Source organism: Flavobacterium sp. ENC (assembly GCF_020991415.1).
GTDB lineage: Bacteria > Bacteroidota > Bacteroidia > Flavobacteriales > Flavobacteriaceae > Flavobacterium.
In genome coordinates this window covers 59653-85566 of the sequence record NZ_JAJMOY010000007.1, presented here as the reverse complement: position 1 = coordinate 85566, position 25914 = coordinate 59653, and the positions used below count along the sequence as shown (strand labels likewise).

The following is a 25914-nucleotide window of genomic DNA, read 5'->3' as shown; positions in this document are numbered from 1 at the left end:
CAAAATATTCACATTAATTAATACTCAACACTATGGTAACGAACTTTACTCCGCAAAATACTAAAAACCTGCTGCTGCTCTTTTTCCTTTTCCTGACGATTTCTGGGAACGCACAAATTGGTATCGGTACGGTTACACCCAATGCAAGTTCCGTTTTAGATATAACTTCTACAACACAAGGCATGCTGGCGCCACGTATGACCACTGCCCAGCGCACCGCTATCGCCACACCCGCTGAGGGACTTCTTGTGTATGATACCGATTTAAAATCCTTTTATTACTATAGTGCCTCTGCCTGGGCAGCGATGAGCAGCACTACCAATGGAAGAGCCAATTTTAAGCGTATAAAATCAACTGATAATTTAGCCGTTGTGCTGGCAACAGAGCTTGCTGCCGGTGGCGGGGCCAAATACGTACTCACCGCCAATACGCTGTATGAAATAAATGGGATGGTGACTTTCAATTTTCCTATCGAGCTCAATAATGCCTACATAGAGGGTTTGGATGCCAACGAAGATATTATTTATAAAACATCCGGAGTGCTGTTCGACGGGACCGCCGGCGGCAGTATCAGGAGTGTAACCATTTTGGCGCCGGGTGCCACTGTATTTAATTTAAATGCTGCAGCATCAACAGCAACATTTTTAATGCGCGATACTATCATTGCCAATGCGTCCAGTATCGGAACCATATCCGGTTACGGGTTGGTTTTCCTGAGTATTGTCAATTTTTCAGGAAATACAACCGGGATTACTTACAACAATATCGGACAGTTGTTATTAAGCAATCAGGCCTGGTTTGTCAACAATGGTGGTACTTACGAAAAATTTACGGGAACCTTTACCCTAATAGAAAAACAGGGAGGTTTCTCTAATGTGGGTCCGGGAGCCTATGGTATCGATGTTTCTACAGCTGGCCTGACTATAACGGGTGATGCTGTTTTAGAATCGGTTGTTTTTACCGGTGCCACCCCTGCCAATTATGTAAAACCTTATGCAGCCGCAGCTACCTACACGGGCTATAATTTTAGTAATGCCTGGAGCGTCAGGGCAGCCGGGATTCCCAATGAAGCCGATAACAATGCAACAGGAGATTTCTCTATGGATGCCGAAACCGGAGGTGCCATACCGCTTAATTTAAGCGCCGCGACTCCGAGCACGAATTTAAGAATCTATTCGGCCTCGATTCCTACGGTCTCAAGCAATTTATTCCGATTTTCAACAGATGCCACGTACAACAGGTTAAAATACGTGGGTAAAAAGAAAAGGATTTTTCAGGTATCCGGGGCGATCAATTTTCAGGTACCCTCTGCAGGAACGTATATTGTACATTTGTACAAAAACGGCGTGGCAGTGCCGCAATTTAAATTTTATGGCAGGGGAAATGCCGCAAATGATATTATCACCCTTCCCATCAATGCTTCTATCGAATTAAACACCGGTGATTATATCGATTTTTACCTGCAGCGTTACAGCGGCAATGACGGAGCCGATGTTCTGGTTTCGAATATGACAATTATTATAAAATAAGGGGTTTGTAGAAGGCGAATTCTGATAAATAGCATTTAAACAGCAGTACATTCTTTAAGATAGTGTACTCAAAAGGCTCCGGGGAAAAAACCGGAGCCTTTTTATTGTGCTGATCTAAAGGTATTTAATATTAAAATTTTCTTAAACGGCCGTGCATCAAAAATTATTTTTAGTAACTTAAATTAATTTTATAATTATAAGAAAATGGAAAATAGTAATATGCTAAAAAATAGCCTTAAAGGAAAGAATGTTGTTATCACCGGCGCAAGCAGTGGTGTTGGCCGGGCAGCAGCCGAAGCTTTCGCAAGTCAGGGATGCAATATGGTGGTAGTAGCCAGAGGTCAAAAGGGCATTAATGAAGTTGTAGAATATTGCCACGGTTTGAATGTTTTGGCTCTTGGCGTAAGTGCCGATATGTCCATCGCTGAAGATGTCGATAAAGTCGCTACCGAAGCACTTTCCTGGTTTGGAAAAATTGATATTTGGGTCAATAATGCCGGGGTGATGGCAAGCGGAAAATTTGAAGAAATTCCGATGGAAATTCACCAACAGGTAATCAAAACCAATTTGTTTGGATACATGCACGGGGCTTATAATGCCATCAAAATTTTTAAAGAACAAGGCGAAGGCATTTTAATTAATAATATATCTATCGGAGGATTTATGCCTGCACCATACAGCGCCGTTTACTCTGCTTCCAAGTTTGGAATTAGAGGTATGATGGAATGCCTGCAGGGTGAAATATCCAATCACACGCATATTCATATCTGTAATATATTTCCTCAGTTGCAAAATTCTACTGGTAATTTGCATTCTGCCAAGTACTCTGGATTTGACATGACAATTCCCTTCATTGCTTCTGATCCGCGTGATACTGCTGCTAAAATAGTAGCTCTGGCAAAACATCCCCAAAAAGAGATGTTCCCCGATTTAAGAGCGGCAGCAATTACAAACACGTACAGATTATTTCCAAAACTGGTAATTAATTCAGCATCTGCAGCCGTACGACTGAAAATGAAACTTAATCAGGATAAGCCGAATGACGCTGGAAATGTTTTGACAAAATCTAAAGAGCCATTACGGGTTTATGGAAATCCGCCGTCAAAAACAAAGCAAAACCTAAGCTTAGCATTGTTTGCAGGATTTGGTTTTGGTATTGCTTTGCTGTTAATGGGTAAAAAATCGTAGTACTCCTCTTTATTTTTACCTGCTTTCTTTAAAACTACTTTGAAGCGATGCTTCCTATTTTTGTACATTAAACCTATAGCGGTTTGGCACCCAGCAGGTATCGGCTGGAATTGACGATGCAAATCATCCCGATTAGATTCTGTTAACAAATTCCTACTACCCGATTCATTCTACCTGCCTGATTATCTGATAGCTATTTTATAAATGCAAATCATTATTCTGTAAAAAAAAATATTGCTATCCTTTTTACATTTGACAAAGGACAAAGTAAAAGCCGAGACAAGTCGGCAATACCGGCAAACCTGCGTAGGACACTCCTTTAAAAAAACGATAGTAAAATTTAATTTAAAAAAAATGATGAATTCAGATACACTGGAAAATTACAGTCAGGATGACAAGAATTTTCAAAACGCAAACACAGGCAATCAGGGACAACAAAAAGCTTCTTCCCCTACAGACCACCCCTTTACAGAGAATGCCGAACCCGATTACGGAAATGATCTGAGTACCGAAGAAATCAGCAGGGAATCCGATCACAAAAATCCTGGAGCCCACGGTGAGCAGGATCGTAAGATTTCCGATTCAGACCCACAAAACAGCGATCCAAACAGCAATCCTTATGATTCAGAGAATCTCGACAATGAATCAGACAGCGACCGTAAAGATATAACCGAACAGGACATTGAAGAGGATCTGAGAGACCGTGATCCATCTGAGGGGTTTGAAACTGAAATTGATACCCAAAAAAGCGATGAATCCGATCACGATAATCCCCTGAACAAGGAATTCGAAATTGGGGAACTTGGCAATGAAGAGCTTAAAAACGATGAACGCAGCAGGGATGAAACAGGTTATGGTGCCTTCCACAATAAACCTTCTCAGCGAAAATTTTAATGTAACCAGATTCGATGCTCATAAAAAAACCGTTACTGATAACGGTTTTTTTATTGGATCCTGGGATTAATCTGCTTCTTTAAACTACAATCAATAGGAGAGATAAAACACACAACGCTTCAAAGCCCCGCTAACTTAGCACGAAAGCATGTGGCAATAAAATAAAAACCTCAAATATGTATAGGGAACATCAGGTGCCAAAAACAGCCAGGGATGTCTTTCCAGGTACTAGTCTAAGCTTTCGGCAGCTTAAGAACATTAACAAAAAAGAACCCGACAAATTTTTATGAGCATTGATTTTGGACGATTGCATTATGATTGTCATTATATAAACGGAAGTATATCAGTACGATTTATTTATGATTTCAGCATTATTGCAATCCTGTAAAAATGAGCTGTTATATTGTAACTATCTCTCTGTCAAATATGGTAACTTTATATAAACGCTAAAATACAAAATCATGGACGATAAATTGAAAACAGGAAAAGCCGATGATTCACAAATTAATATCAATGAATCATATGAAGTGCAGTATTGGTCTGAAAAGTTCAATGTGCCGCAGGAAATATTAAAAACTGCAGTAAGAGCCGCAGGTACCAGAGTGGATGACGTTAGGGAATACCTGGCAGAAAACAATTGATAGTATGCCTTGGTATAACGGGGACTATCCCCCATCTTATAAGAACCAGCCGACCGAACTTCGGGAAAAAGCAGTCGAGATAGCCAATGCGCTGCTTCAGGACGGCGTGGAAGAAGGAATTGCAATTGCCACGGGACTTAAACAAGCCCGGGAACTTTTAAAGAATCATAGCAAGAAAAACTGAAAATCATGGAAAACAATAAGTATAAAGAAACTCATAGGGAGTTCGAAGATCAAAATACCCGAAATGCTCCTGACAGTTCACATCAAAATTCTTCAGGGGAAAGTGCTGCAGAAACCGTACATGTAAAAGACGGACCATGGCACGATACCGAAAAAGAAAATAAACATCATAATCCCGAAGGAAAGACCGTAGAAGAGGCAACAGATCCTTCAAAACTATCAAAATTGTAAACCTTTTAAAGTACAGTAAAATACTGCATACTATGTAAGTAACGATTGAAAATAATAAAACACTAAAATTATACAATTATGTCAAGAGAAAACTACGATAACTACGATCAGGATGAACGTATTTATCACGCAGCAGATGATTCCATAAACTCAGAACTTATGGAGACAAAAGATCCGGCCATCAACCAGCATGAAAGTGATACAACCGGTATTCACAATGATGCGCATGAAAATCATAACCATCACGATGATGATTTTGATAATGATGCGAACAGAAGAACCCTTGATGAGGAAAAAGCAGTTGAAGATGATGATCAGGACAATTAACCGATTTCCTTTTTTCGTCTTATATCCTATTTAAAATCATTACAGGGAATTATGCTACTCTAATTTAAATACAGAAGTACTTAAAAACTGCCATATGAAGGCATGAAAAGAGATTAAAATCTCATAAAAAGATCTTGAGGAGAATTCTTTAACTGAACTGATTAAGAATTCTCCTCAGGATTTTATTTTTGATTTTGAGTCCGTCCTTGAAAACCACTAATCAACTGATAAATTTAGTATACTGCCATGGTTTACATTCTGCATTTTTTGATTGTCCGATATCCCTTATATATCCCCAGCTTCAAATTAATTGCATAAATTTGTATGACAGCTTTTTTGATCTGTTTCTCTAAAGTAAAGAGTAAATACAGATTAAAAATAATTACCGCTCTAAAAAATGAATGATCCGATTCTAGATAATCTTAATCCAAACCAGCTGCAGGCCGTTAAAACCACGGAGGGCTACGTGCGTGTTATTGCCGGCGCAGGATCAGGAAAAACAAAAGCACTGACCTCCCGATTTGCTTACATTGTTGACAGATTAGGCATCAATTCCTCCAATATACTCTGCGTGACTTTTACCAATAAAGCCGCTCAGGAAATGAAAAAACGTGTTAAGGCACTTATCGGGGATACCTACGATATGAGTTTTATCACCACCTATCATGGTTTCTGTGTGAGGTTCCTGCGCGAGGAAATTAACAAAATACATTACCCGAAGAATTTTATCATACTGGATGCCGAAGACCAGAAAAGCATACTCAGGGATGTCTTCACCGAGCTGCAGATCAATTCCAGGCACCTGACTTTCAAACAGGTTTTACGCTTTATTTCCAAACAGAAAAGTACTTCAGATTACCTTGGCTACATCCTTGAAAACAAAAGCTTTGAGCCCGATGAAAGTGATTCATTATCAAGCCGCGTTTTCCAGATTTACCTTGATAAACAAAAACGCAATTATGCGCTTGATTTTGATGACCTCATACATTTCACTGCCTTCATTCTGGACAACAACAATGATGTACTTTTAAAGTGGCAGGAAAACCTGCACTACATTCAGGTCGATGAGGCGCAGGACAGTTCAGAGAATCAGTTTCATCTTGTGGAAATGTTATCACGCGTGCATCAGAATCTTTTCCTTGTCGGGGATCCCGATCAGACCATTTATGAGTGGCGGGGCGCCAAGCCGGAGTATCTCGTGGAATTTGACACCATCTTCCCCGATACCCAGACTATCATCATGAACCGAAACTACCGATCTACTCCCAACATATTGAAAATCGGAAACCATATCATCAAAAACAATACAATAAGGGTAGACAAGGATATGATCACCGATAAGCCTGAAGGTTTTGAAGTAGTTCATTTCCATGGAAAAAATGATTTTGAGGAAAGCCGTTGGATAGCTTCTGAGATCAAAGAAATACTACAATCTGAAGAGGCTTCGTACTCGGATATTTCTATACTGTACCGCGCTAACCACCTTTCAAGAAATATTGAACAGGCACTTATAAAAGATAATATTCCCTATACGATTTTTGGAGGCATCCGCTTTTTTGAGAGAAAAGAAATTAAGGATGTTCTTTCCATGCTAAGGCTCATTATTCAGGGAGATAACTTTTCATTCCTGCGAATGCATAACCAGCCCGCGCGCGGTCTTGGCAAGAAGTTTCTCGAAAGGCTCAGCCTTCTGGCCGGGGAGCAGAATCTCTCTCTGCTGCAGGCATTGGAAAAAAATGCAGCCGATAAGGAACTCGCTAAAAAAGGTGCCCGGGATTTTGCGGCACTGATTAGCGAACTTCGGGAAATTGCTAAAACCAAATCCATATCGGACCTCGTAAAAATTATACTGGACAAGAGCGGACTCTCGGAACTCTACCGAAAAGACGGTGACGAGGACAGGATTGAAAATATCAAGGAACTTGTAAATTCAATGCTGCTGCTGGAAAAGGAAAACAATGCTCCGGTAAACATAGTAGAATACCTGCAGGAAATTGCATTGTATACCGATTTGGATGCTGATACCGGGCAACAGGATAAGGTAAGGCTGATGACCATCCATATTTCCAAAGGACTTGAATTTCCTTATGTATTTCTCTGCGGCTTTACCGAAGGCGTACTGCCAAGTGCTCTATCGATCAAAGAAAGAAGAAAGCGTGCCATCGAGGAAGAACGAAGACTGATGTATGTAGCGGTTACCCGAGCCGAGAAAAGGTTTTACATGACCGATTCAGAAGGTTTTAACTTTACTACAGGCCTTAACAAATACCCTTCCAGGTTTCTATTTGAAATCAGTGAAGAGTTCTACATCCGTAAGGGAGAACTCTCCCGGGAAATTATTCAAAGCGGTAAAACAGGGCAAAACAACATTCAGGGAGATAATGATACAGCCTTCAAAGAAGGCGATATGGTGATGCATCCGGTTTGGAACAAAGGGAAAGTAAAAGCGGTAAATATCGAAAAGAGCCAGTATGTGGTGGATTTTTTTGAAATAGGAAAAGAAAAGCCAATTGATTTTAGCTTCCGGCACCTGACACCTGCAGAAGATAATACTGCTGAACAAAGTACTGATTTTTCTGTAATGGATCTGCAGGAGCAATTAAAATCCGCCCCAAATCCTTTTAAAGATTTAGATAATGATGTAGTGGCTGACGGAAATCAGAATATTTTTGAGGATAAACCGGAATCCGGCACAGATGATATAAACAACAACGACCAGGAAGAAAAAAAATGGTGGTAATTTTGGAATTGAATATAATTGCGATTTGCCGTACCCCTCCCGTAACCTTTATGAAATAAACTACAGCCTAAATTTAATTGCTGTGCTCAAAAAAAATAAAGCGCCTTATTTAAGGAAAAGGAGCTTTATTTTTCCAGGTTAATTTTCAAATTTTTCTCCTGGTGCTTACTTAAAAATTGATATGCTTTCTGCCAGGTTTTCTCTGGCAATAAATGCTGTTATAAATTCTTGTACTTCACTAGCCGTTCCCATTCCAATTTCAAAAGAATTAATATGGAATTCATCATCCTGATCCAAAATATGTATAATCTCTGTGTAGCCCTTTGAGATTAAGCTTCCTTTTAATTTAATAATATTCGACTGCTGCCTTGCGTCCAGCTCTTTTCGAACCTTCAGTTTCATCCCCTTTTCCATTGCAATTAATTTAAAAATATTGACGTTGTTCCTGATCAAATATAAAAATTATTTAAAGATATCGAGCTGGAAAAATGATAAAATAACTGCTTTTTTTTTATACTATTCAAATGTAAATTAGATAAGAATCACCTATTTCCCTATAAGAAAAACTGACTATATATATTTAATTTTAAGCAAATTAACTCTTAGTACAGCTATCATGAAAAATATACATCCCTTCAGCAGCGAAGACTTTCAGAAAAGTCCTTTTCACCGTCAGCAGAACGATGTGTATGCGGATAAGCCAGGAAATGAAAACTCCGGTGGGGAAGGCAGTACTGAAGGTACTGCTAAACAGCCGGACAACTTATAATCTGTACCGTTATAAATAAAATGAAACGCAGATGAAAACAAAAAAAGAAACATCCACAAGTACCACAGCTAAAAGCATTGCGCTTTTAAAAAATGGTAAAGACTCAAAAATACCTGTTACTGTCAAACCAATGCTGGCTACACTGGTCAGTGAGCCATTTGATGACCCGGACTGGACATATGAAGTCAAATGGGACGGATACCGTGCACTTGCCTATCTCAATAAAGGATCCGTTTCTGTCTCTTCACGCAACAATAAATCTTTCGAAGAGAAATATTATCCTGTTACTGCTGCCCTTTCCAAATGGTCTTTTGATGCCGTTTTGGATGGTGAAATAGTGGTTTTAGGCGAAGACGGCAAAGCCCGTTTCAGTGCCCTGCAAAACTGGCGAAGCGAGGCCGACGGCAATCTGGTCTACTACGTTTTTGATCTGCTATGGTACAATGGCAAAGATATCATGGGGCTTGCCCTTTCCGAGAGACAGGCCATCTTAAAGGCAGTACTTCCCACAGGCGATGATACAATACGATTAAGCCCGATTTTTACCTCCGGCGGACTTGATTTTTTTGCAGCTGCAAAAAAAATGGGACTCGAAGGGATTATGGCCAAACGGGCAAGCTCCGAATACAGTCCCGACAGCCGCAATAAACAGTGGCTGAAGATTAAGGTAAACCAGCGCCAGGAAGTAGTAATCGGAGGCTTTACAAAAAACGAGGGTTCTTCAAAACTATTCAGTTCGTTATTACTGGGAGTTTACGAAAATGGCAGTTTCCAGTACGTTGGCAAAGTTGGGACAGGTTTCGGGGATAAGCTGCAGAAAGAAATGATGCAGGAATTCACCCCGCTGATCACCGACAAAATCCCCTTTGCATCAGAGCCTGATATTAATAAACCTTCACGCTTCCGCCCCAACCCGCCCCATGCCACCGCAACCTGGCTCAAACCATCGCTGGTTTGTGAAGTGAGTTTTGCAGAGGTCACCTCTGACGGTGTTTTCCGTCATCCCTCCTTTGAAGGGATGCGCTCCGATAAAAAAGCCAGAGAGGTAGTACGTGAAACAGCAGCTCCGACAAGTCAGGCTGTTTCAGATGCAGAAGTAGATTCAGGTACCGGCAAAAGTGCTTTGGTATCCGCCCCATTAGAGAGCGGCAGAAAAACACTGCTGAACCCTACTGAGGAATCTCAGGTAAAAAAAATCAAAGGCCACAGTCTCAAATTCAGTAATCTCAGCAAAATCTACTGGCCTGAAGACGGTTATACCAAGCGGGATATGTTCAATTATTACTATAAGGCAGCCGAATACATCCTGCCCTATCTCAAAGACCGCCCTTTGTCGCTTAACCGGTTTCCCGGCGGGATTCACGGACCAGGTTTCTACCAGAAAGACGTCAAAGGCAAAGCCCCTGACTGGGCCAAAACTTTTCCCTACACCACAAGTGACGGTGAAGACAAGGAGTTCCTGGTTGGAGGCGACGAGGCGACACTCTTATATATGGCATCTTTGGGCTGTATTGAAATGAATCCCTGGTTCAGTACGATAAAACACCCTGATAATCCCGATTATTGCGTGATTGATCTTGACCCTGACAAAAATACTTTTGATCAGGTAATTCAGGCGGCACAGGAAGTAAAAAAAGTACTGGATGCCATTGAAATACCAGGTTTTGTCAAAACATCCGGATCTACCGGAATTCATATCTACATTCCCCTTGGGGCAAAGTATTCCTATGATCAGTCACAAATGTTTGGAAAGCTCATTGTATCGATTGTACACGATCAGCTTGCGGAGTTTACAACTATGGAGCGCCAGATTAAAAACCGCAATGGTAAAATGTATCTGGACTTTCTGCAGAACCGCCCCGGGGCCACCATTGCGTGTCCTTATTCATTGCGTCCGAAAATAGGCGCTACTGTTTCCATGCCCCTGCATTGGGACGAGGTAAAAAAGGGACTTGCCATGACGGATTTTACCATATCAAATGCCATTGCGCGAATTAAAAGTGAAGGTGATATCTTCAGGGGATCCCTGCAAAAAGGAATCGATATGACAATGGCCCTTAGCAAAGCCCAAAGCATTTTTTTCTAATCACTTTAAGACTTTATTTTATACAGGTCCGAATAGTAGTTGATTATAAAATAAGCAAACAAGGGGTGCAGCCGGTAATTTTTTATTTGAACTCCTCAGTGCCATAATAAATTTAGAGATTTATTTAATAATTTTAAAACTTAGCCAAAATGGAAGATGTAATACAACAATTTGAAAATGATTTTAAAGCCTGGCTTGAAAATAAATACAGGGTTTCTGATGAGCAGGACGAGGTCAAAAAACTCAATGGTATTGAGAAATCTGCCGATGGCTTTGTGGATCGTTACATACTGGAAACCGATCTGATAGCCGGGGATCTTTCGCTTTCAGTCCAGCATGTACTGGATGAATTTATAAAATCAAAAATTGGATAAATCGAAATCCTTCTATTTAAGAATTACTGAAGTAACTCTATTTTAAGAACTGACATCACTAATGCTGCGGAAGGCCTCCCTTCCTGTTTTTCGAATATTAACCTGCTTCATGGAAAACCATCCGGCAAATAAAATCTGGGATGGCTGAAACAGGATTTGTCTTTTTATCAGCAACTTAAAACGCCGAAATTTCCTGAAGTTTTACAATGGAAGTTCCCTGTGGCAGTTTCCAGGGTGCCTTGGCCAGCTTCATTGCAAGTAATTCGGTCGGCAGGGGTTTATAATTTTTCAGCAGACCAATTCCGTTGAAAAAGTCAAGGGTTTTGACCATTATTTTCTCTCCAGCCCTGTCACTGCCTTCCCGCAGAAGAGGTCCTGGTCTAAATATTATATACTGTCCAAAATCAAGTTCTGTAATGGCTGTTTCAAGCTCCCCTTTCATTCTTGAATAGAAGATTCTGCTTTTTGGCGATGCATCAGCAGACGAAACCAAAACAAGTGAATTGACCCTGTTCTGTCTTGCAATTGCGGCAAATGTAGCGGGAATTTCAAAATCGATCTTCCATTGATTTTCCTGCGAGCCGGCTTCTTTCAGAGTAGTTCCTAAACACGAAAATAAAACATCACCCGTGATATGTTCACTGTACTGATTCAGATTGGAAAAATCAATAACATGCTCAGATAACTTGGGATGGGATCTTCCTGTTGGGCGTCTGACAAAAATAGTTACCGAAGTATAATCGTCATCCTGTATCAGCTCATTTAAGAGAAATTTTCCGGTGGAGCCCGTGGCTCCTATCAATAGTGCTTTCATAGCTTTTATTTTAGTGGTGAATCTAATTTGGTTTCGTAAACGCATAAGAAGTTTAAAGTCATACTAGTCATTGCACTCTGTTTTATTTTTTTACAGGAATAAATATAGCCTTCTGCAGCGAGAATTTTTTCGATGGCACATTATTGCCTTCAGCAAATTCGCTGAAATTTGCATTCATAATCCAGGTTTCATCGCCGGATATAGCTGCAGTTGACGGAAAGGCAAAACGGTCCTCCATTGAGGTTGATTCCGCTACCTGGGCCGTAGTCCAGTTGTCGGAGCTCTTGATTTTAAAAATTTTGTTTACTCCTCCGTTTTGTACTACTGTCAAAGTAGCATTATCATTTAAAAGCAAACCGTCTGCGCCGGGAAAAAACTGGTCAATTTTTACCTTTGACCCGGTATTAGGATTCAAAATTGGTAATTTTATAAGTGCGCCTGTGCCATTGTTTGCTACAAGCAGAAATCCTTCCGGATGAAATACAAGGCCGTTTGGCCCCACTCCTGCGGTTTTAAGCAGCGTGCTTGTACTAAAAAGAGTTGCCTTACCTGCCTTATCTACTTTGTATATGGCATCAGCAAAGCTGTCTGTAATATAAACGTTTCCCTCTTTGTCAAAAGTCAGGTCGTTAGGAAAATGTTCTCCCGGAACCAGTCCGGCTAAATCTATATCATTTAATTTTTTACCTGTTTTCAGGTCAATGATAACAAGCCTTGCCATTTTCTTTTTGGTGTCTGGTGTACTGAATTTGCTGTAGTTGGCATCACCGGCGCAGACAAAAAGCCTTTTCCCGTCAGGGTGCACTTTAAGTCCATAGGTTGATTTAAGCATTTTATCGGTATATAATTCCGAGTACTTTCCATCCCTGGTCACTTTTCCTACAGTACCCAATCGTGCAGAGGATACATAAAATAGAGCAGCAGCCTTATCGAAAGCCACTCCTTCCGGATAACTTTCAGGCGCTTCAAATTCAATACGTTTGGTCGGTTCCTGAGCCCAGGCCAATTGAGCTATCAGCAGGAATACAATATACTTTTTCATCTTTATTTTTGTTTAAGGGCGTAAATAATACCATTTGCATCATCCGATACATAAACCACATCAGAACCGATAGCCAATCCTGCCGGTCTTCCAAATCGTTCATTGCCAATGAGAAATCCTGTTAAGAAATCTTCAGATCCCGTAGCATTTCCTTTACTGTCAAATTTAATGCGTTCCACTTTATAACCGCTCGGATTTTGTCTGTTCCATGAGCCGTGCCAGCATACAAGAGCATCTCCCTTATTTTTTCCGGTATCAAAAAAAGCAAAAGCAATCGGTGCGCTGTGTGCCGGGAATTCCAGTACTGAAGCCTGAGTTGGTTTTACCCATCCTTCTTTGGTATTGCCCACAGGATCTTCCCTGCTTTGATCTACAACCTTTTTGCCGTAAGCAAACGGAAATCCGTAATTGCCTCCCATAATGATCTTATTTAATTCTTCAGGCGGCCAGTCGTCGCCCTTAGTATCTCCCCCATTGTCCACACCCCACATTTCTTTGGTCTGTGGCTGCCAGTCAAAACCAATAGTGTTACGAAGGCCTGAGGCATACAGGGTTCTTTTCCAGGTTTGCGGATCTACCTGCAGCATCGTGGCGGTTTCCTTATCACTTTCCTTGCAGTCGTTACAAACACTTCCTACCGAAATATATAATTTCCCATCGGGTCCAAAATCCATGGTGCGGTTCGCATGCTGGCCACCGCTCGGCAGATCCTTAATAAGGGTATCGGCCACTTTTCCCAGAGTTCCGTCTGTGTTCAGGGAATATCTCAGTACCTTGTTGTTATTGCACAGGTACATATAATCATCTTTCGAAGTAATTCCGTGCACACCGGGAAAATCCGCTACACGGGTCATGTCATCAAACTTGCCATCACTATTGGTATCGGTCAGCATCAGCACATCACCTGCATCACGTCTGGTAACGTATAGTTGTCCTTTCTTGCCAATATACAGCATTCTGGGCTTTCCAAGTCCCACTGCTACAGGGGTTACCTGCCAGTCCTTTGCGATTCTGAGGCTTGACGCCAATGTAGTACTGTACTCCAGATGAGTTGGAAAATTAGTGATGGTTACTTTTTTTGTATCTTCCGCAGGCGGAATACCTTTTTGGCTGTAAGACAGCATTCCTATTAAACAGAGAAATGCCATAAGTATGTATTTAGTTTTCATATATGTAAATTGACAGTTGAAATAAGTGTTACGCAATAACATTAAAATGAGAGCTTTACGCTAAATATGCGTTACGTAAAATTATAAACAAGAATTATCAATATTTTACAATATATTTTCCGACTTTTATAGGATTAACATTTAGCGATAGAGGCTGAATCACTATTTTGAACTATTTAGCTATTGTAAAAGCCGCTGCAAAGTTCTCCAGATAATGCCCTGCAACCGACACTTTGTTCAGATCTGAAGGGGAACTTGACCCTATAATCTGATCCTGCTTTCTCCGCGAAGGCCTAAATTATCAATTTCTCTAAAATATTAAATATTATGTATGAATAATTGTATTTATTATTAATACAATACTTTATCTAACAAATTAAAAAATAATAAGGAAATAGCTAGATATATAAAAATCTGTAAACTAGTAAAATTAATTTTCACTCTATCATTAATTAAATAGACTAACTACTGCCATAAAAAATACTTCGTAAAATCAGTAGACTCCGAACATTTTCTGCTTAAAAATTCGGTTGCTATTATGCAAAATATAGTACGTGCCGAAGCATCGAATATACATCTTAAAATCAGGTATTTATACTTATAAGATTAAAAAAAGGATTTAATAGGTTTGTGATTATAAATCTTACTTTTTAAAACTATAAGTGGATAATCCATTTGAGTAATTAATTATTAATCTCAAAAATATCATGAAGAAAATTCTAAATTATCTTGTATTGTTTGGTTGTATTACAATGTTTATTCAATGCGCTCCTAAAGCATTTATTTACACAAAAGATGATGGTACATCTACTACTTATGGTAAGAACTACACTAAAATTACAGATCCTGACAAAATACAAGATAATGACGTAAAAAACAATGTACAGGTAACTGTTTTTACACTTAATTTAGAAGACCCTACCAACAGATCATTACAAATAACGAGTGGATATTTGAATCAAAGACTTGTTTTAAAATCTAAAAGTCCAATTTCATTTCGTGTTATTAATGCAAATCCATTAAAATACAAGTATGTTATCAACCATGAGTATGTAGATTTTTTTAAAGATGCCAATTACGATCCAGCTGACAGTGTATCAGCATTTATAGCATTGCAAAATGGTAGGCACAGTATTATGGACACTATTGCTGCACAAGACAGCATCCATGGAGCTACTTATAATATTAAAGCTATAAGATCATACAATTTAATTTGGGATGAACCAGCAATTGCAAATGAATTGGGAATACGTAGATTAGATCCTTACGACACTCAGAGTGATTTTAAAAATGTAGAGAATGCACTAAAAATAGTAGGGAAAAAAGCTGAAAATTTGCATAAAACACTTGCGAATGGAATTGCTCAGTTTGGTTCCGAAGAGTTTCTAAATAAACAAGATATTGCCCAATTAAGAAATTACTCTAATGAGCAAAACATACAAATTTTAGCATACATAAGATTAATTGATTCAGATGTACAGGATTTTAATGACTCTGCTTTTACAGCAAAATACGACATTTTGAAGCAGACTTTAAAATTTGATCTAGACTTCATTAAAGAAAGTATTACCCGACTTTTTAGTTTACAGTTTGAATATCGATTAGAACCTCAGGATATTAATGGGAAAAATATAGATGTGGTCAAAATTAATGTAAAAAAATACCCATTGACAGGGGATCCTACTCCAATAATCACACCTTATAATATTTGGATTAGCGGAGGTCTAAAATTAGACGTTAGTGCAGGTATTTATATGACCTCGCTAAACGATTATGAATATAGTACTGAAGATGTTACCATACAACAAGGAACAACTACAGTTACGCAACAAAAGATATATCTAAATAATAAAAATCAGCTTGATTTTGGTGTGGGAGGAATGTTAAATATTTCTCCAAGAGGTGGTACCTGGGTAAAACCCGCATTAAATATAGGAACGCTTATTACCACATCCCAAAAACTACAGATCTTAGCAGGTGGAGGGGTAATATTTGGTAAAGAAGAAAGAGTTATTTTTCATGGTGGTCTTGCATTAGGTTTTAGGAATAAAATAGAGAGCAGATATAAAATTGACGGACAAGAATCTTATGATTTGGGAGCAAATAAAAATGTACCAACAACCAATAGTTTTGGCACAGGTTACTTTTTTGGTATAACTTACAACTTTAATAAAATTAAGGCAGCTATTCCAGAAAAGAAGAATACAAAAGATGAAGTTGCAGAGTAGCTAATCTTTGTTCTTATTCAGTTAATTACAACAAAGAGCACTGCTTTTTATTTGGTCAGCTTCATACTTTTTTTTACATCTTCATTTTTAAACATAATCATCTATTTTAAATTTGTTAACAACGGATAGAAATAAACAATTGAAGCTGAATCACCCTCAATAAAATACATCACAAAAAAGGGCTGTCCAACCAGGACAACCCTCTTTTTTCTACAAACAAATAGCCTACAAAGTCGCTTTTATGAGCCGTTAGTGTGGCTATGAAACCGTCTACTTCTTCTATTTCGTTTTCAATACGCTGAACGTCCAGCTCTTTTTGCAGTAAAGCTACAAGGCCGTAGCTCTCTTTACGGTTTTCGAGTAAGAATTTTTTGTATTCTAACTTTACTTTCTTTTTAGCCGCGTCTACTTTAGATGGCCCTTCCAGCAGTACGACCAATACGACATCCAAAGCCGATAGTTCGGCTAGTACACCCTGTAAGATCGCTTGTACTTCTATGGATGAAGTCTCAAACTTATTGGTTAAACGACCTTCAGAAAGCATTTGAAAATCTAAATCTGCTTTCTCTTTTGCTGCCCATGTCAATAAGACATCACAGTCTGCTGCTTGTGTAATTCTCTTAATGGAATAACTCATAATGATTCGGTATTTAAATTAATGGTGCAATACGATTAAAAATTAATATAGCTTATTAAATATCAGAAATAATTTACAACAATTTTAATAAATTGTAATAAAAAAGATATTTATAGTAAATTTTAGAAAGCATAAATATACAATTGATATATCGTAGATAAGGGCTAATATTATCATTTTGTTAAATCTGAATAAAATTTTATATCCGGTAAAAATCCTGTTAAAAAAAAATACAATATTTACAAAAATTTTTATGTCTTTTTTTTACTTAATATTTTAATCTATGAAAAAATTTCTATCAATTATTTTATTCTGCACTTGCTTTCTGGCTAAGGCTCAGGAACCAACACTAACATTTACTTACGATCCATTGACAGGAAATCAGACGGTCAGGGAATTTTGTCAAAGCTGCGGGATTGCCAAACCGGCAAGAGAAAGCAAAGAAACGGAGATCTTAACAGATGAAGATCTGACTAAAATTTCATCAGATAATACCATCTCCTATTATCCAAATCCTGTTAAAGAGGAACTTTTTCTTAAATGGGAACTTATTGATGAAAATCAGGTGGTTTCAATACAGGTGATTGAAATGAGTGGACAAGCAGTCGCTTCCTATAGGAACCTGAATGCTATAAACACTCAGACTATATCATTTAGAACCTTTCCTACCGGAGTATATCTTGTTACGCTATCCTATAGAAATGGCCAACAAAAAACAATAAAAATTATTAAACAATAATAATATGAAACAATTCTACTTTTCAGTTTTATTTTTTAGTTTAAGTCTTTTTACTTTTGCACAAGTAAATCCTACGGGAGTACAACGGGATCCCGGCATCACTGATGGTGATTTGTCTGTAAGTTTATCAGGAGGAGCTTCTTACTCTATTCCTATTGCAGCACCTCCCGGCATTAATGGGGTTGTGCCTGAAATCAGTTTGTCCTACAATAGCCAGGGAGGAAACGGTCCTGCAGGATATGGCTGGAATATCTCCGGGATATCCACAATCTCAAGGATTCCGGCCACTAAATTTCACGACGAGAAAATCGATGCCGTCGATTTTAATATACTGGATCGTTTTGCAATAGACGGTCAGCGACTGATCATAAAAAACGGGCCTCCCGAAACGTACGGACTAAATGGAACTGTATATGAAACGGAGAACTTTTCGAATTTAAAAGTGACGTCATACGGTGTTCATCCCAATGGAGCTAATTTTGGCCCTGCCTATTTTCTTGTAGAATACCCTGATGGTTCTAAAGCATATTATGGCAATTCAACAGATTCCCGATCCATTACGGAATGGTCCGTTACCTATTGGGAAAATGCCCAAGGTATCCGCATCAGCTACAATTACAGCCTGTCAAATAACCTTTTAGAGATCGCTTCCATAAAATATGGAACAAAAACAACTACTACACCAATCAATGAAATTCAATTTACCTATGAAGCAAAAAACAGATTTGAAGACTACTATGTAGGGGGTCTGCTTGTTAAAAGGGTAAATCGGTTAAAGGAAATCAAATCAAAAAGTAATAATGTAGGTTACAGAAGTTATGTGCTGGAATATGCAATGGCACAAACTTCGGAAAAATACGACCGAATATTTTCAATTACAGAAAAAAGCGGTGACAACACCAAAAGTTATAATCCTACGGTGTTTTCATATAACAATACAGATACGGCTATTTCTTATGTCACTAATCCAAATGTGTTAAATGTTGAAAATGCATCTTCAACAAATGCTTCCGCTGTATCCGGAGATTTTGATGGCGATGGAAATATGGATTTTATTCTTTATCCTACTACAGGATCAAGTGCAAAAGCGAAATACTGGCTCTTTTCAGGTATTAGTGCCAATACCGGAGCTCAGACCATTCCAAATATGGGTCTTGCTATTCAGGAGGGACTTTTCGAAGAAATATTGCCTGTTACCTGGTTAAGCTGGAATAACAAATTAATGTATAATCAAGGATGGACCGTTGTAAAAACTAATACTACAACCAATGTTACATCCTTAAAAACATACTCTACGGACCCCTCCACTTTTATATATCCGCAAGACGAAAAATTATACACTTTTCCTAAATTTACGTATTATTCTGAGCATCCGCTTAGCTGCACGCAAAACAGGCCTCCTACTGTGCATACGGTGTCCGTTCCAAAACGCTATATTACTGGTGATTTTAATGGTGATGGTTTAAGTGACGTTATCGCTATAGAAGTAAATTTCACCTATTCGTATTTAGCTCCGTGTGATTCAAACAATCAGCCCCTTAGTGTCACAGATACTTACTTTGGAAATTCTTATTTTATTAATTTAGACAGAAGAATAACTTCAAACTTTGCAAACATTGCCGGAAATTTAAATGTTTTTCCTACCAGCAAAGTATATGTCGCAGATTTTAACGGAGACGGAAAATCCGACATCTACATTTTTGATGCCGGAAAAGTAAGGGTTTATTCTGTTAATGACAATAAGTTGTTTGTGCTGTTGTATCAGTCCCCGGCTTCAGATTCGACCATTATAGTAAATAAACCCATTGTTATGGGAGATTACAATGGTGACGGAAAATATGATTTTATGATACCGCAGGATTCCAATGTTGGCTGGTACCGTTATATGTCAACAGGCGTTTCTTTCGTTAAGGAGGCGCGAAATATAACTTCCGTAATGGGTAACGACTCCAACAATAGCTATAATTATATTGCTACTGACTACGATAATGACGGTAAGAATGATTTAACAATTATAAAAAACAGCGTAAACAGCTCTACCGGCTTAGGAACTATTCAGGTTACGGCAATCACAGAAATGGGTCCAACTTCTTTTAATGTACCCACAGCTACTACAGCTGCAAGAGCTGACATCAATATATATGCACTGCCAATTGCATTGCCTACTGGCGACAAACAGCGTCCCCGCTTTGAGATAGCATTTATAAATAATAATAAATTACATTTTTTTAATTCGAAAAAAGATGCAAATAAAGACCGTTTACTTACCTCTATTACAACAGGTAACGGTGTCCAGCAATTTATATCCTATCAGCCTCTGGATCAAATTTATGAGATGTATAATAATTCCATTTACACACCAAGTCAGGGTACAGAACTCTATCCTTATTTTGACATAGTAGCATTTCCTGATTTTCAAATTGTAACTAAACTCGAGAAAAAGAGTGCTACTGTTTCTAAAATGAAACTGTATGGCTACTATGGTGCTGTGACCAATTATGAAGGTTTAGGATTTATGGGCTTCAGATCCATAATGGAATCAAACTGGCATGACACTAACAATCCGGCTTTATGTACGGTAACCAATCGGGACTTTAAGAAAAGAGGCGCTGTAACCGAAAGCTATTTTCTGCCCTATTTAACTTATCCCTATAGTGTTAGTCCATCCAGTTACACTACAAAATCTGTTTTTTCTTATACTCCTGTAAACGAGCAGGATGCCTTACAGTCCAATAAGGTATTTAAACTGCAGAATACAGGTATTGTTCAGTATAATGATTTAGAAAATACTACTACTGAGACAACAACTTCATATAATGAAAATAATAACCCACTGCTTACTCAAAAAATCACTAAGGAAGGTTCTACTGTAATCGAGACCGAAATGGAAGGTATTGAGTATGAAAATCCGAATCCGACAACTCCATATATAATTGACAGGCCATACTCCAAAGGTGTATCAAAACAAAGAGGCAGTACTATATCCGGCTATGCTGAGATGTATCAATATAACGCTTCTAATCTCCTTGAGTTTAGCGAAAATTATACTTATGGAACTCAGGCATCTGATAATGACACATTTTCAGAAATTTTTAATTATGATACTTTTGGAAATCTAACAAAAAAAACAATTACCGGGCCTTACAGCAGCCCTAGAGAAACGAGTTATGAATATGATTTATCAGGTCGCTTCATGACAAAAGTGACAGATAATGATAATCTATCCACGACATATGAATATGACATAAATAACGGAATGTTAAAAAAAGAAACAAATAAGTACGGCTTATCTAAATCTTATACCTATGACGTTTGGTTTAAACCCCTTACAGTAAAAGATGATCAGTTAAATAAAACTATATCCTACGCCTACACAAATACATATTCAGGAGCTGCAGGTTCAGAAACCACCGTTACAGCTACCACTGATGCTGTTGATGGTAGTGCTACGGAGGAAAAATTTGACGATTTAGGCAGAAGAACAAAATTCGGGGTAAAAGATGTTAATGGTACATACTCTTACGTCTCTTACTTGTATGACATATATGATCGAATTTACAAAACCAGCGAACCTTACTTCGGTTCTTCACCATCACAATGGAATGAAACTAAATTTGATATTTACAGCAGACCTACACAAAATATATTATTTAACAACAGATCTGTTTTGGCATCCTACAATGGACTGACAAGTACTATTACAGATGGTCAAATAGTTAAAAGCATAACCAAAAATGCTGTCGGAGACGTTGTTTCAACTAATGAAACAACTGGAGGAAATATAAATATGGAATATTTCCCGGGAGGAAACTTAAAAAAAACATCTTATAATGGTATCAGTATTAATGTAGAGCAGAACAGTTGGGGGAAAAAAACAAAACAAATAGATCCTTCAGCAGGCATATTTACTTATAAATACAATGACTTTGGTGAGCTAATTGAAGATACTTCTCAAAATGGCAATGTAAAAACAACTATTGTGCGTGACAACAGCGGCAGACCCATTCAAAAAACTGTAGTAGGCGGCGGAACGAATAACGAGACTTTCTATACCTACAATAGTGACAAACTGCCCGCTACTATTTCGTTTGAAGATAAAAATGAACCTGTCGGAACCAATAAAATCATAACTACAATTGCCTATGACAATACTAAAAGAGTCATAAGTGTTGAAGAAAATAAAATTGGGGTTTCGAAATTTACTAAGTCATTTACTTATGATGCTATAGGCCGAGTTGCAACAGAAACAAAACTCGCGGAAATAGCAGGTAAAAGTAGCTCTGTAACAACAAAAAATGCATATAAATTTGGTAGTTTATACCAAATTTTAGATTCAAATAACAGAGTGATATGGCAGGCTAATACAGTTAATGCTAAAGGACAGCTCCTGGAAAGTATTACCGGCAACGGAGTAAAAACAACCAATGCTTACAATACAGATGGATACTTAACTAGTAAACAGTTTGATAAAACAACTGGCTCATTAGCAAATTTATTGACCTTAACTACTGCTTTTGACAAGAATACTGATAATTTAGACAGCAGGACTAACAGCGGTTTTAATAATTTTATAGAATCTTTTAAATACGATGAGATAAAAAGACTTACAGAATATACAAATAAACAAGGTCTGCAGCAGGCACAAACATACGCGGCGTCAGGAAATATTTTACAAAATAATCTGGGAAGTTTCAAATATGATCCTGTCTTAAAATACCAGAATACCAGTATTGATCCTAGTTCAGAAACACGAGCTTATTTTATCAGCAGAGATGGTATATTTTATGATGATATGAGATTTACAACGGGCTGGAACTTAAACCCGCATAATCCCCAGTGTATTTCAACTGATGGAATCGGTGTTAAATTTAGCATGAATCTCGCAGCTGATGGCGTTTGCTATGTACAATCTGACGCAGCAGTACAAATAGACAATGCCGTTGATACAGAATATACCTTTGAAGGCTATGTTACGGCAGAAAATACTACCGGGCAGCTGACACTTTTTCAATACAATGCAAATGAAACCGGATATTATTCATACGTCAGCAGCGCAAGTTCTGCAGTCCAAAACGGTTCGAGTAAAATTCAAATGACTGTTTTAGTTCCTGCCAGCGTTAAATCTCTGAGACTGCGATTAGACGGAATAGGCTCAGGAACACTGCGGTTTTCAAATGTCAAAATAAAGAAAACGGGCGAGCCTTCAGAAGTGAGTGTTAAAAAACTCACCGTTACCTATAATGGTCTTAAGACACCAAACCAAATTGAAGAAATTGGTCTTGATAAAATCAGCTTTACTTATAATAATGATAATCAAAGAAGCACCATGTACTATGGGGGCTTTCAGCAAAATAAAATATTAAGACCACTACGAAAACACTATTCGGCAGATGGCACAATGGAAATCAAAGAAAACATTGCTACAGGTTCAGTAGAATTTGTAACTTATGTTGGAGGTGATGGTTATGATGCTCCTATCGCTGTTAAAAGCAATGGTACCAGCACCAACCAATTTTTATATCTTCACAGAGATTATCAGGGAAGCATAGTTGCTATCAGTGATGACACAGGTTCAGTAGTAGAAAAACGTTTATTTGATGCCTGGGGAAGTATCTTAAAAGTAACTGATGGAGCTGGAAATGCGTTATATGGATTAACGGTTTTAGACAGAGGCTATACCGGACATGAACATTTGCAGAGTGTAGGACTTATAAATATGAATGCAAGATTGTATGATCCTAAACTTCACAGATTCCTTCAGGCCGACAACTATATACAAGATGTTACTAATTCCCAAAATTACAATCAGTATGGTTACGTATATAATAACCCCTTGACAAATACCGATTTAAGCGGAGATACCTGCGATTGTCCAGGCGGCGGCGGGGGCGGGGGCAGCATCGGTGTTGGTCCCGGAACAGAGACAGGTTCCAGTTTTGATTGGAAGCAATTTGATAAAGATTACAGAATAAGCGAATGGTTCAAAAAAAATATTAATGGAGATCAATGGAGTGATGCTTTTAAAGACGCCGGCAATTTTTTAAGCAATAATTTTAAATCGGTAGGAAATTCTATAAGTAATGCATTTAAATCTGTATTCGGTCATAAAAGTAAAAGTACGGGACCGCCACCAAATATGAGCAAAATGGTGGAGCTCACAAAAGGCATCAATATAAGAAAAGAAGACTTTTCATATACTTCTACTCATCAAACCGGACAAAAGGGTCAATTTAATTCAGGTGTCGGAGATCAGCTTAAAATTAAAACCTACATCGGGCTTAGGATTGGACAGCAGAGCATGTTTGAAGTAAATGATACTTTCTTTAACCGCATTGATGAAGGAAGAAATTACCAATTTAATCTCGGACGATACAGTTTGAATTTCAGACCAAAAGATTATCGTGTGAGGTACATGTATCCGGATAGCAAGAATGTTTCACAAGGCTTTAGCCTTGGAAATGATGGAGTAGGATGGCACTATAATGTACGAAACGGTAATGGTCGAAACGGTGGTTATGATGTTGCTTTTAAACCGGGAGGATACACAATGATGCTTGTAGGTGGAATTATTTTATCTATATTGCAGCCCGAAGCAGCTCCCGCCGTTACAAGAGCTACAGAAGAAATAATAGCGCACTCCTATCAACTTGCCTATTAATTGACGAAATGATACACCCATTACTAATAAATACTATTATGAAAATAATCTGTGTGATATTGCTAATAGTTTTGGCTATAAGCTGTAAAAAATATGTCATCAATGATGATCTTACTTTTGTACCGGAAAAAAGCATGACTATAAAAAACATTACTTTATTAAAAAAAGATGCTGTTTGTATTGGAAGTTATACACTAGGGAGCGACACTGTTGTCTCACAATTTAAGATTCAGTCAAAATACTCTTTAATTACTATTAAGCTGCGGAATGTATCATCTGCCTTTACTTTTAAAAATCATGAAAAAGCGGACTGCCCTACCCCCGGTTATTTTTCAATAGTAGATGAAGGGCTTTTTGAGGTTAAGATGAGTCCGAAAATTTTTGATGTAAAAGAAAAAATAAATTCAATTGATTTTTTCTCCGATACAAAAATAAACTATCAGATAAATAATGACAGCATAAAAAACTTTACTGTCAACTTTAAAAAATTCGTACTTAAGATTAACAATGATGACAATAAAATACTATATAGTACTATTGAATATTACGGATTAAAAAATTTAGACGCTGAAATTGTTTCATTCAAGTATGAAAATCAGATTTATCTCTTTATTATGACTCCTGTAAAAGAAAATATAATTTTAGAAAAAGACTTTTTACGTAACTATCTTTTTAATTAAGATCATTATACACTTGGATGTAAGAAATAAAAAGACAGCATTTTAGACTGTACCCAAAAGTTTAGACAAATTTATAATTAAGTTTGATAATAATGAGCCCGATAAAATATCGGGCTCATTCCTTTTAGATTAAGTTTTATTCTGTCATTAGTATCATAATTAATATATCCGCAACTACACCAAATTATCCGGAATGCTGCATCGATTTTTATATTTTATGTTTTTTATTTAGCGTTTACTTTGTCTTTCAGCAACACTTCCTCGTGCTGCAATAACCGAAGTTTAAATTCGTACTGCTCCTGCAATTCCAGGACATTTTTCTGCATAACCCCTTCTGCCATGTTTTTAATGTGCTGCAAAAGTTCTTGCTCCCATTTGGTTTCCTGTTCTTTAGTGGCCAGAAAATTACTGAGCTGCCAGGCTACCATTGCCTGCTCATATTTATTCTTATGCTTTTTGAGTATCGCCGCTACACGGGCCTGATTGAGCTGGTTATCAATCAGCTTGCCTTCCCAGAAATTGTTTTTCTTTGATCCTTGGTGCTTTGCCGACGGTAATTCAACTTTCTCTTTTTTATCTAATTGAGCTATAAAAGCGAACATTTCAGCCAGTTTTAGTTGCGCCTCCGTTGGAAGACCGCGCTGTCCTGATACATACATCGCCCATTGGCTGCGCGTAACCCGCAACAGCATGGCCATTTCTTCTTGTTGTATACCCAATAATGCACCAATATTTTTATCTTTTTTCATCCCGTTGCTTATTTGATTTTACAATTCATTCTTGTGACAAATTTAATTACAATTTATACTTTGTCACAAAAACTGTGACAAAAAAAATTTCAATTATTAATTTGTCACAAAAAAAACGTGACAAATTTGATTTTGTTTTTTATTTTGTCACAATTACAAATTTACTATCCAATATTGATAATAATAAATAGGTAATGGTGAAAAATTAAGAAAGATATTTCTTAATACAATATGGT

22 protein-coding genes are annotated in these 25914 nt (G+C 37.9%); 15 read left to right on the top strand and 7 right to left on the bottom strand.

Translation table 11 applies throughout. From position 1 onward, the window contains the following. Positions 1-32: 32 nt before the first annotated feature. The 8 genes from LPB89_RS17660 (at position 33) to LPB89_RS17625 (ending at position 7733) form a co-directional block, all read left to right on the top strand. Positions 33-1529, top strand: coding sequence for a hypothetical protein (locus tag LPB89_RS17660; RefSeq protein WP_230703010.1), 1497 nt, complete (start codon positions 33-35; stop codon positions 1527-1529). 204 nt (positions 1530-1733) lie between these two features. Further along, positions 1734-2717 (top strand): SDR family NAD(P)-dependent oxidoreductase, encoded by a 984-nt coding sequence (locus LPB89_RS17655; protein WP_230703009.1) that lies wholly within the window; start codon positions 1734-1736, stop codon positions 2715-2717. Between the two features lie 354 nt (positions 2718-3071). Continuing rightward, positions 3072-3611 carry a hypothetical protein gene (locus LPB89_RS17650; protein WP_230703008.1) on the top strand — a complete coding sequence of 180 codons (540 nt, stop codon included), beginning with the start codon at positions 3072-3074 and terminating at the stop codon, positions 3609-3611. A 461-nt stretch (positions 3612-4072) separates the two neighbouring features. Then, the gene (locus LPB89_RS17645; protein ID WP_230703007.1) at positions 4073-4252 is read left to right on the top strand and encodes a DUF3606 domain-containing protein; all 180 of its coding nucleotides are present in this window, start codon (positions 4073-4075) and stop codon (positions 4250-4252) included. Positions 4253-4256: 4 nt separating this feature from the next. Next, positions 4257-4436 (top strand): hypothetical protein, encoded by a 180-nt coding sequence (locus LPB89_RS17640; RefSeq protein ID WP_230703006.1) that lies wholly within the window; start codon positions 4257-4259, stop codon positions 4434-4436. Between the two features lie 5 nt (positions 4437-4441). Continuing rightward, complete coding sequence (locus LPB89_RS17635) at positions 4442-4666, top strand: hypothetical protein (RefSeq protein WP_230703005.1); 225 nt, start codon at positions 4442-4444, stop codon at positions 4664-4666. Between the two features lie 78 nt (positions 4667-4744). Then, on the top strand, positions 4745-4993 hold the full coding sequence (locus LPB89_RS17630) for a hypothetical protein (protein WP_230703004.1): 249 nt from the start codon (positions 4745-4747) through the stop codon (positions 4991-4993). A gap of 397 nt (positions 4994-5390) precedes the next feature. Beyond that, positions 5391-7733, top strand: a complete 2343-nt coding sequence (locus tag LPB89_RS17625; RefSeq protein WP_230703003.1) for an ATP-dependent helicase — start codon at positions 5391-5393, stop codon at positions 7731-7733. A gap of 165 nt (positions 7734-7898) precedes the next feature. Here LPB89_RS17625 and LPB89_RS17620 read toward each other — a convergent pair whose 3' ends face one another. Then, the gene (locus LPB89_RS17620) at positions 7899-8147 is read right to left on the bottom strand and encodes a hypothetical protein (RefSeq protein ID WP_230703002.1); all 249 of its coding nucleotides are present in this window, start codon (positions 8145-8147) and stop codon (positions 7899-7901) included. A 202-nt stretch (positions 8148-8349) separates the two neighbouring features. Here LPB89_RS17620 and LPB89_RS17615 point away from each other — a divergent pair, with 202 nt between their 5' ends. From LPB89_RS17615 to LPB89_RS17605, 3 genes are all read left to right on the top strand, one after another. Next, complete coding sequence (locus tag LPB89_RS17615; RefSeq protein ID WP_230703001.1) at positions 8350-8502, top strand: hypothetical protein; 153 nt, start codon at positions 8350-8352, stop codon at positions 8500-8502. A gap of 31 nt (positions 8503-8533) precedes the next feature. Continuing rightward, entirely contained in the window at positions 8534-10588 is a 2055-nt protein-coding gene (gene ligD, locus LPB89_RS17610) for a DNA ligase D (protein ID WP_230703000.1), read from the top strand. Between the two features lie 149 nt (positions 10589-10737). Further along, positions 10738-10962: a hypothetical protein gene (locus LPB89_RS17605; protein ID WP_230702999.1), complete on the top strand. Its 225-nt coding sequence runs from the start codon at positions 10738-10740 to the stop codon at positions 10960-10962. 175 nt (positions 10963-11137) lie between these two features. Here the strand turns inward: LPB89_RS17605 and LPB89_RS17600 are convergent, their stop codons facing one another. The 3 genes from LPB89_RS17600 to LPB89_RS17590 form a co-directional block, all read right to left on the bottom strand. Further along, entirely contained in the window at positions 11138-11776 is a 639-nt protein-coding gene (locus LPB89_RS17600; RefSeq protein ID WP_230702998.1) for an NAD(P)H-binding protein, read from the bottom strand. Between the two features lie 82 nt (positions 11777-11858). Continuing rightward, positions 11859-12818: a gluconolaconase gene (locus LPB89_RS17595; protein ID WP_230702997.1), complete on the bottom strand. Its 960-nt coding sequence runs from the start codon at positions 12816-12818 to the stop codon at positions 11859-11861. A gap of 2 nt (positions 12819-12820) precedes the next feature. Continuing rightward, complete coding sequence (locus LPB89_RS17590) at positions 12821-13966, bottom strand: sorbosone dehydrogenase family protein (protein ID WP_230702996.1); 1146 nt, start codon at positions 13964-13966, stop codon at positions 12821-12823. 728 nt (positions 13967-14694) lie between these two features. On the opposite strand from LPB89_RS17590, the gene LPB89_RS17585 reads away from it, so the two are divergent. Beyond that, entirely contained in the window at positions 14695-16215 is a 1521-nt protein-coding gene (locus LPB89_RS17585) for a hypothetical protein (protein WP_230702995.1), read from the top strand. 169 nt (positions 16216-16384) lie between these two features. Here LPB89_RS17585 and LPB89_RS17580 read toward each other — a convergent pair whose 3' ends face one another. Further along, positions 16385-16852 (bottom strand): hypothetical protein, encoded by a 468-nt coding sequence (locus tag LPB89_RS17580; RefSeq protein ID WP_230702994.1) that lies wholly within the window; start codon positions 16850-16852, stop codon positions 16385-16387. Between the two features lie 283 nt (positions 16853-17135). Here LPB89_RS17580 and LPB89_RS17575 point away from each other — a divergent pair, with 283 nt between their 5' ends. From LPB89_RS17575 to LPB89_RS17565, 3 genes are read left to right on the top strand one after another with little or no spacing between them, the layout of a single operon-like run. Next, positions 17136-17591 (top strand): T9SS type A sorting domain-containing protein, encoded by a 456-nt coding sequence (locus tag LPB89_RS17575; protein WP_230702993.1) that lies wholly within the window; start codon positions 17136-17138, stop codon positions 17589-17591. A 4-nt stretch (positions 17592-17595) separates the two neighbouring features. Further along, on the top strand, positions 17596-24249 hold the full coding sequence (locus LPB89_RS17570) for an RHS repeat-associated core domain-containing protein (RefSeq protein WP_230702992.1): 6654 nt from the start codon (positions 17596-17598) through the stop codon (positions 24247-24249). A gap of 38 nt (positions 24250-24287) precedes the next feature. Further along, the gene (locus LPB89_RS17565) at positions 24288-24929 is read left to right on the top strand and encodes a hypothetical protein (RefSeq protein WP_230702991.1); all 642 of its coding nucleotides are present in this window, start codon (positions 24288-24290) and stop codon (positions 24927-24929) included. A 77-nt stretch (positions 24930-25006) separates the two neighbouring features. Here the strand turns inward: LPB89_RS17565 and LPB89_RS22045 are convergent, their stop codons facing one another. Continuing rightward, complete coding sequence (locus LPB89_RS22045; protein WP_370635568.1) at positions 25007-25093, bottom strand: hypothetical protein; 87 nt, start codon at positions 25091-25093, stop codon at positions 25007-25009. Positions 25094-25153: 60 nt separating this feature from the next. Then, positions 25154-25678, bottom strand: coding sequence for a hypothetical protein (locus LPB89_RS17560; RefSeq protein ID WP_230702990.1), 525 nt, complete (start codon positions 25676-25678; stop codon positions 25154-25156). Positions 25679-25914 lie beyond the last annotated feature (236 nt).

Excerpts from the sequence above, each read along its gene's own strand:
- LPB89_RS17585 (WP_230702995.1), top strand. The coding sequence starts at position 14,695 with ATGAAGAAAATTCTAAATTATCTTGTATTGTTTGGTTGTATTACAATG.
- LPB89_RS17615 (WP_230703001.1), top strand. The coding sequence starts at position 8,350 with ATGAAAAATATACATCCCTTCAGCAGCGAAGACTTTCAGAAAAGTCCT.
- LPB89_RS17660 (WP_230703010.1), top strand. The coding sequence starts at position 33 with ATGGTAACGAACTTTACTCCGCAAAATACTAAAAACCTGCTGCTGCTC.
- LPB89_RS17560 (WP_230702990.1), bottom strand. The coding sequence starts at position 25,678 with ATGAAAAAAGATAAAAATATTGGTGCATTATTGGGTATACAACAAGAA.
- LPB89_RS17620 (WP_230703002.1), bottom strand. The coding sequence starts at position 8,147 with ATGGAAAAGGGGATGAAACTGAAGGTTCGAAAAGAGCTGGACGCAAGG.
- LPB89_RS17575 (WP_230702993.1), top strand. The coding sequence starts at position 17,136 with ATGAAAAAATTTCTATCAATTATTTTATTCTGCACTTGCTTTCTGGCT.
- LPB89_RS17625 (WP_230703003.1), top strand. The coding sequence starts at position 5,391 with ATGAATGATCCGATTCTAGATAATCTTAATCCAAACCAGCTGCAGGCC.
- LPB89_RS17565 (WP_230702991.1), top strand. The coding sequence starts at position 24,288 with ATGAAAATAATCTGTGTGATATTGCTAATAGTTTTGGCTATAAGCTGT.
- LPB89_RS17655 (WP_230703009.1), top strand. The coding sequence starts at position 1,734 with ATGGAAAATAGTAATATGCTAAAAAATAGCCTTAAAGGAAAGAATGTT.
- LPB89_RS17600 (WP_230702998.1), bottom strand. The coding sequence starts at position 11,776 with ATGAAAGCACTATTGATAGGAGCCACGGGCTCCACCGGAAAATTTCTC.
- LPB89_RS17650 (WP_230703008.1), top strand. The coding sequence starts at position 3,072 with ATGATGAATTCAGATACACTGGAAAATTACAGTCAGGATGACAAGAAT.
- LPB89_RS17630 (WP_230703004.1), top strand. The coding sequence starts at position 4,745 with ATGTCAAGAGAAAACTACGATAACTACGATCAGGATGAACGTATTTAT.
- LPB89_RS17570 (WP_230702992.1), top strand. The coding sequence starts at position 17,596 with ATGAAACAATTCTACTTTTCAGTTTTATTTTTTAGTTTAAGTCTTTTT.
- ligD (WP_230703000.1), top strand. The coding sequence starts at position 8,534 with ATGAAAACAAAAAAAGAAACATCCACAAGTACCACAGCTAAAAGCATT.
- LPB89_RS17635 (WP_230703005.1), top strand. The coding sequence starts at position 4,442 with ATGGAAAACAATAAGTATAAAGAAACTCATAGGGAGTTCGAAGATCAA.
- LPB89_RS17640 (WP_230703006.1), top strand. The coding sequence starts at position 4,257 with ATGCCTTGGTATAACGGGGACTATCCCCCATCTTATAAGAACCAGCCG.
- LPB89_RS17645 (WP_230703007.1), top strand. The coding sequence starts at position 4,073 with ATGGACGATAAATTGAAAACAGGAAAAGCCGATGATTCACAAATTAAT.
- LPB89_RS17590 (WP_230702996.1), bottom strand. The coding sequence starts at position 13,966 with ATGGCATTTCTCTGTTTAATAGGAATGCTGTCTTACAGCCAAAAAGGT.
- LPB89_RS17605 (WP_230702999.1), top strand. The coding sequence starts at position 10,738 with ATGGAAGATGTAATACAACAATTTGAAAATGATTTTAAAGCCTGGCTT.
- LPB89_RS17580 (WP_230702994.1), bottom strand. The coding sequence starts at position 16,852 with ATGAGTTATTCCATTAAGAGAATTACACAAGCAGCAGACTGTGATGTC.
- LPB89_RS17595 (WP_230702997.1), bottom strand. The coding sequence starts at position 12,818 with ATGAAAAAGTATATTGTATTCCTGCTGATAGCTCAATTGGCCTGGGCT.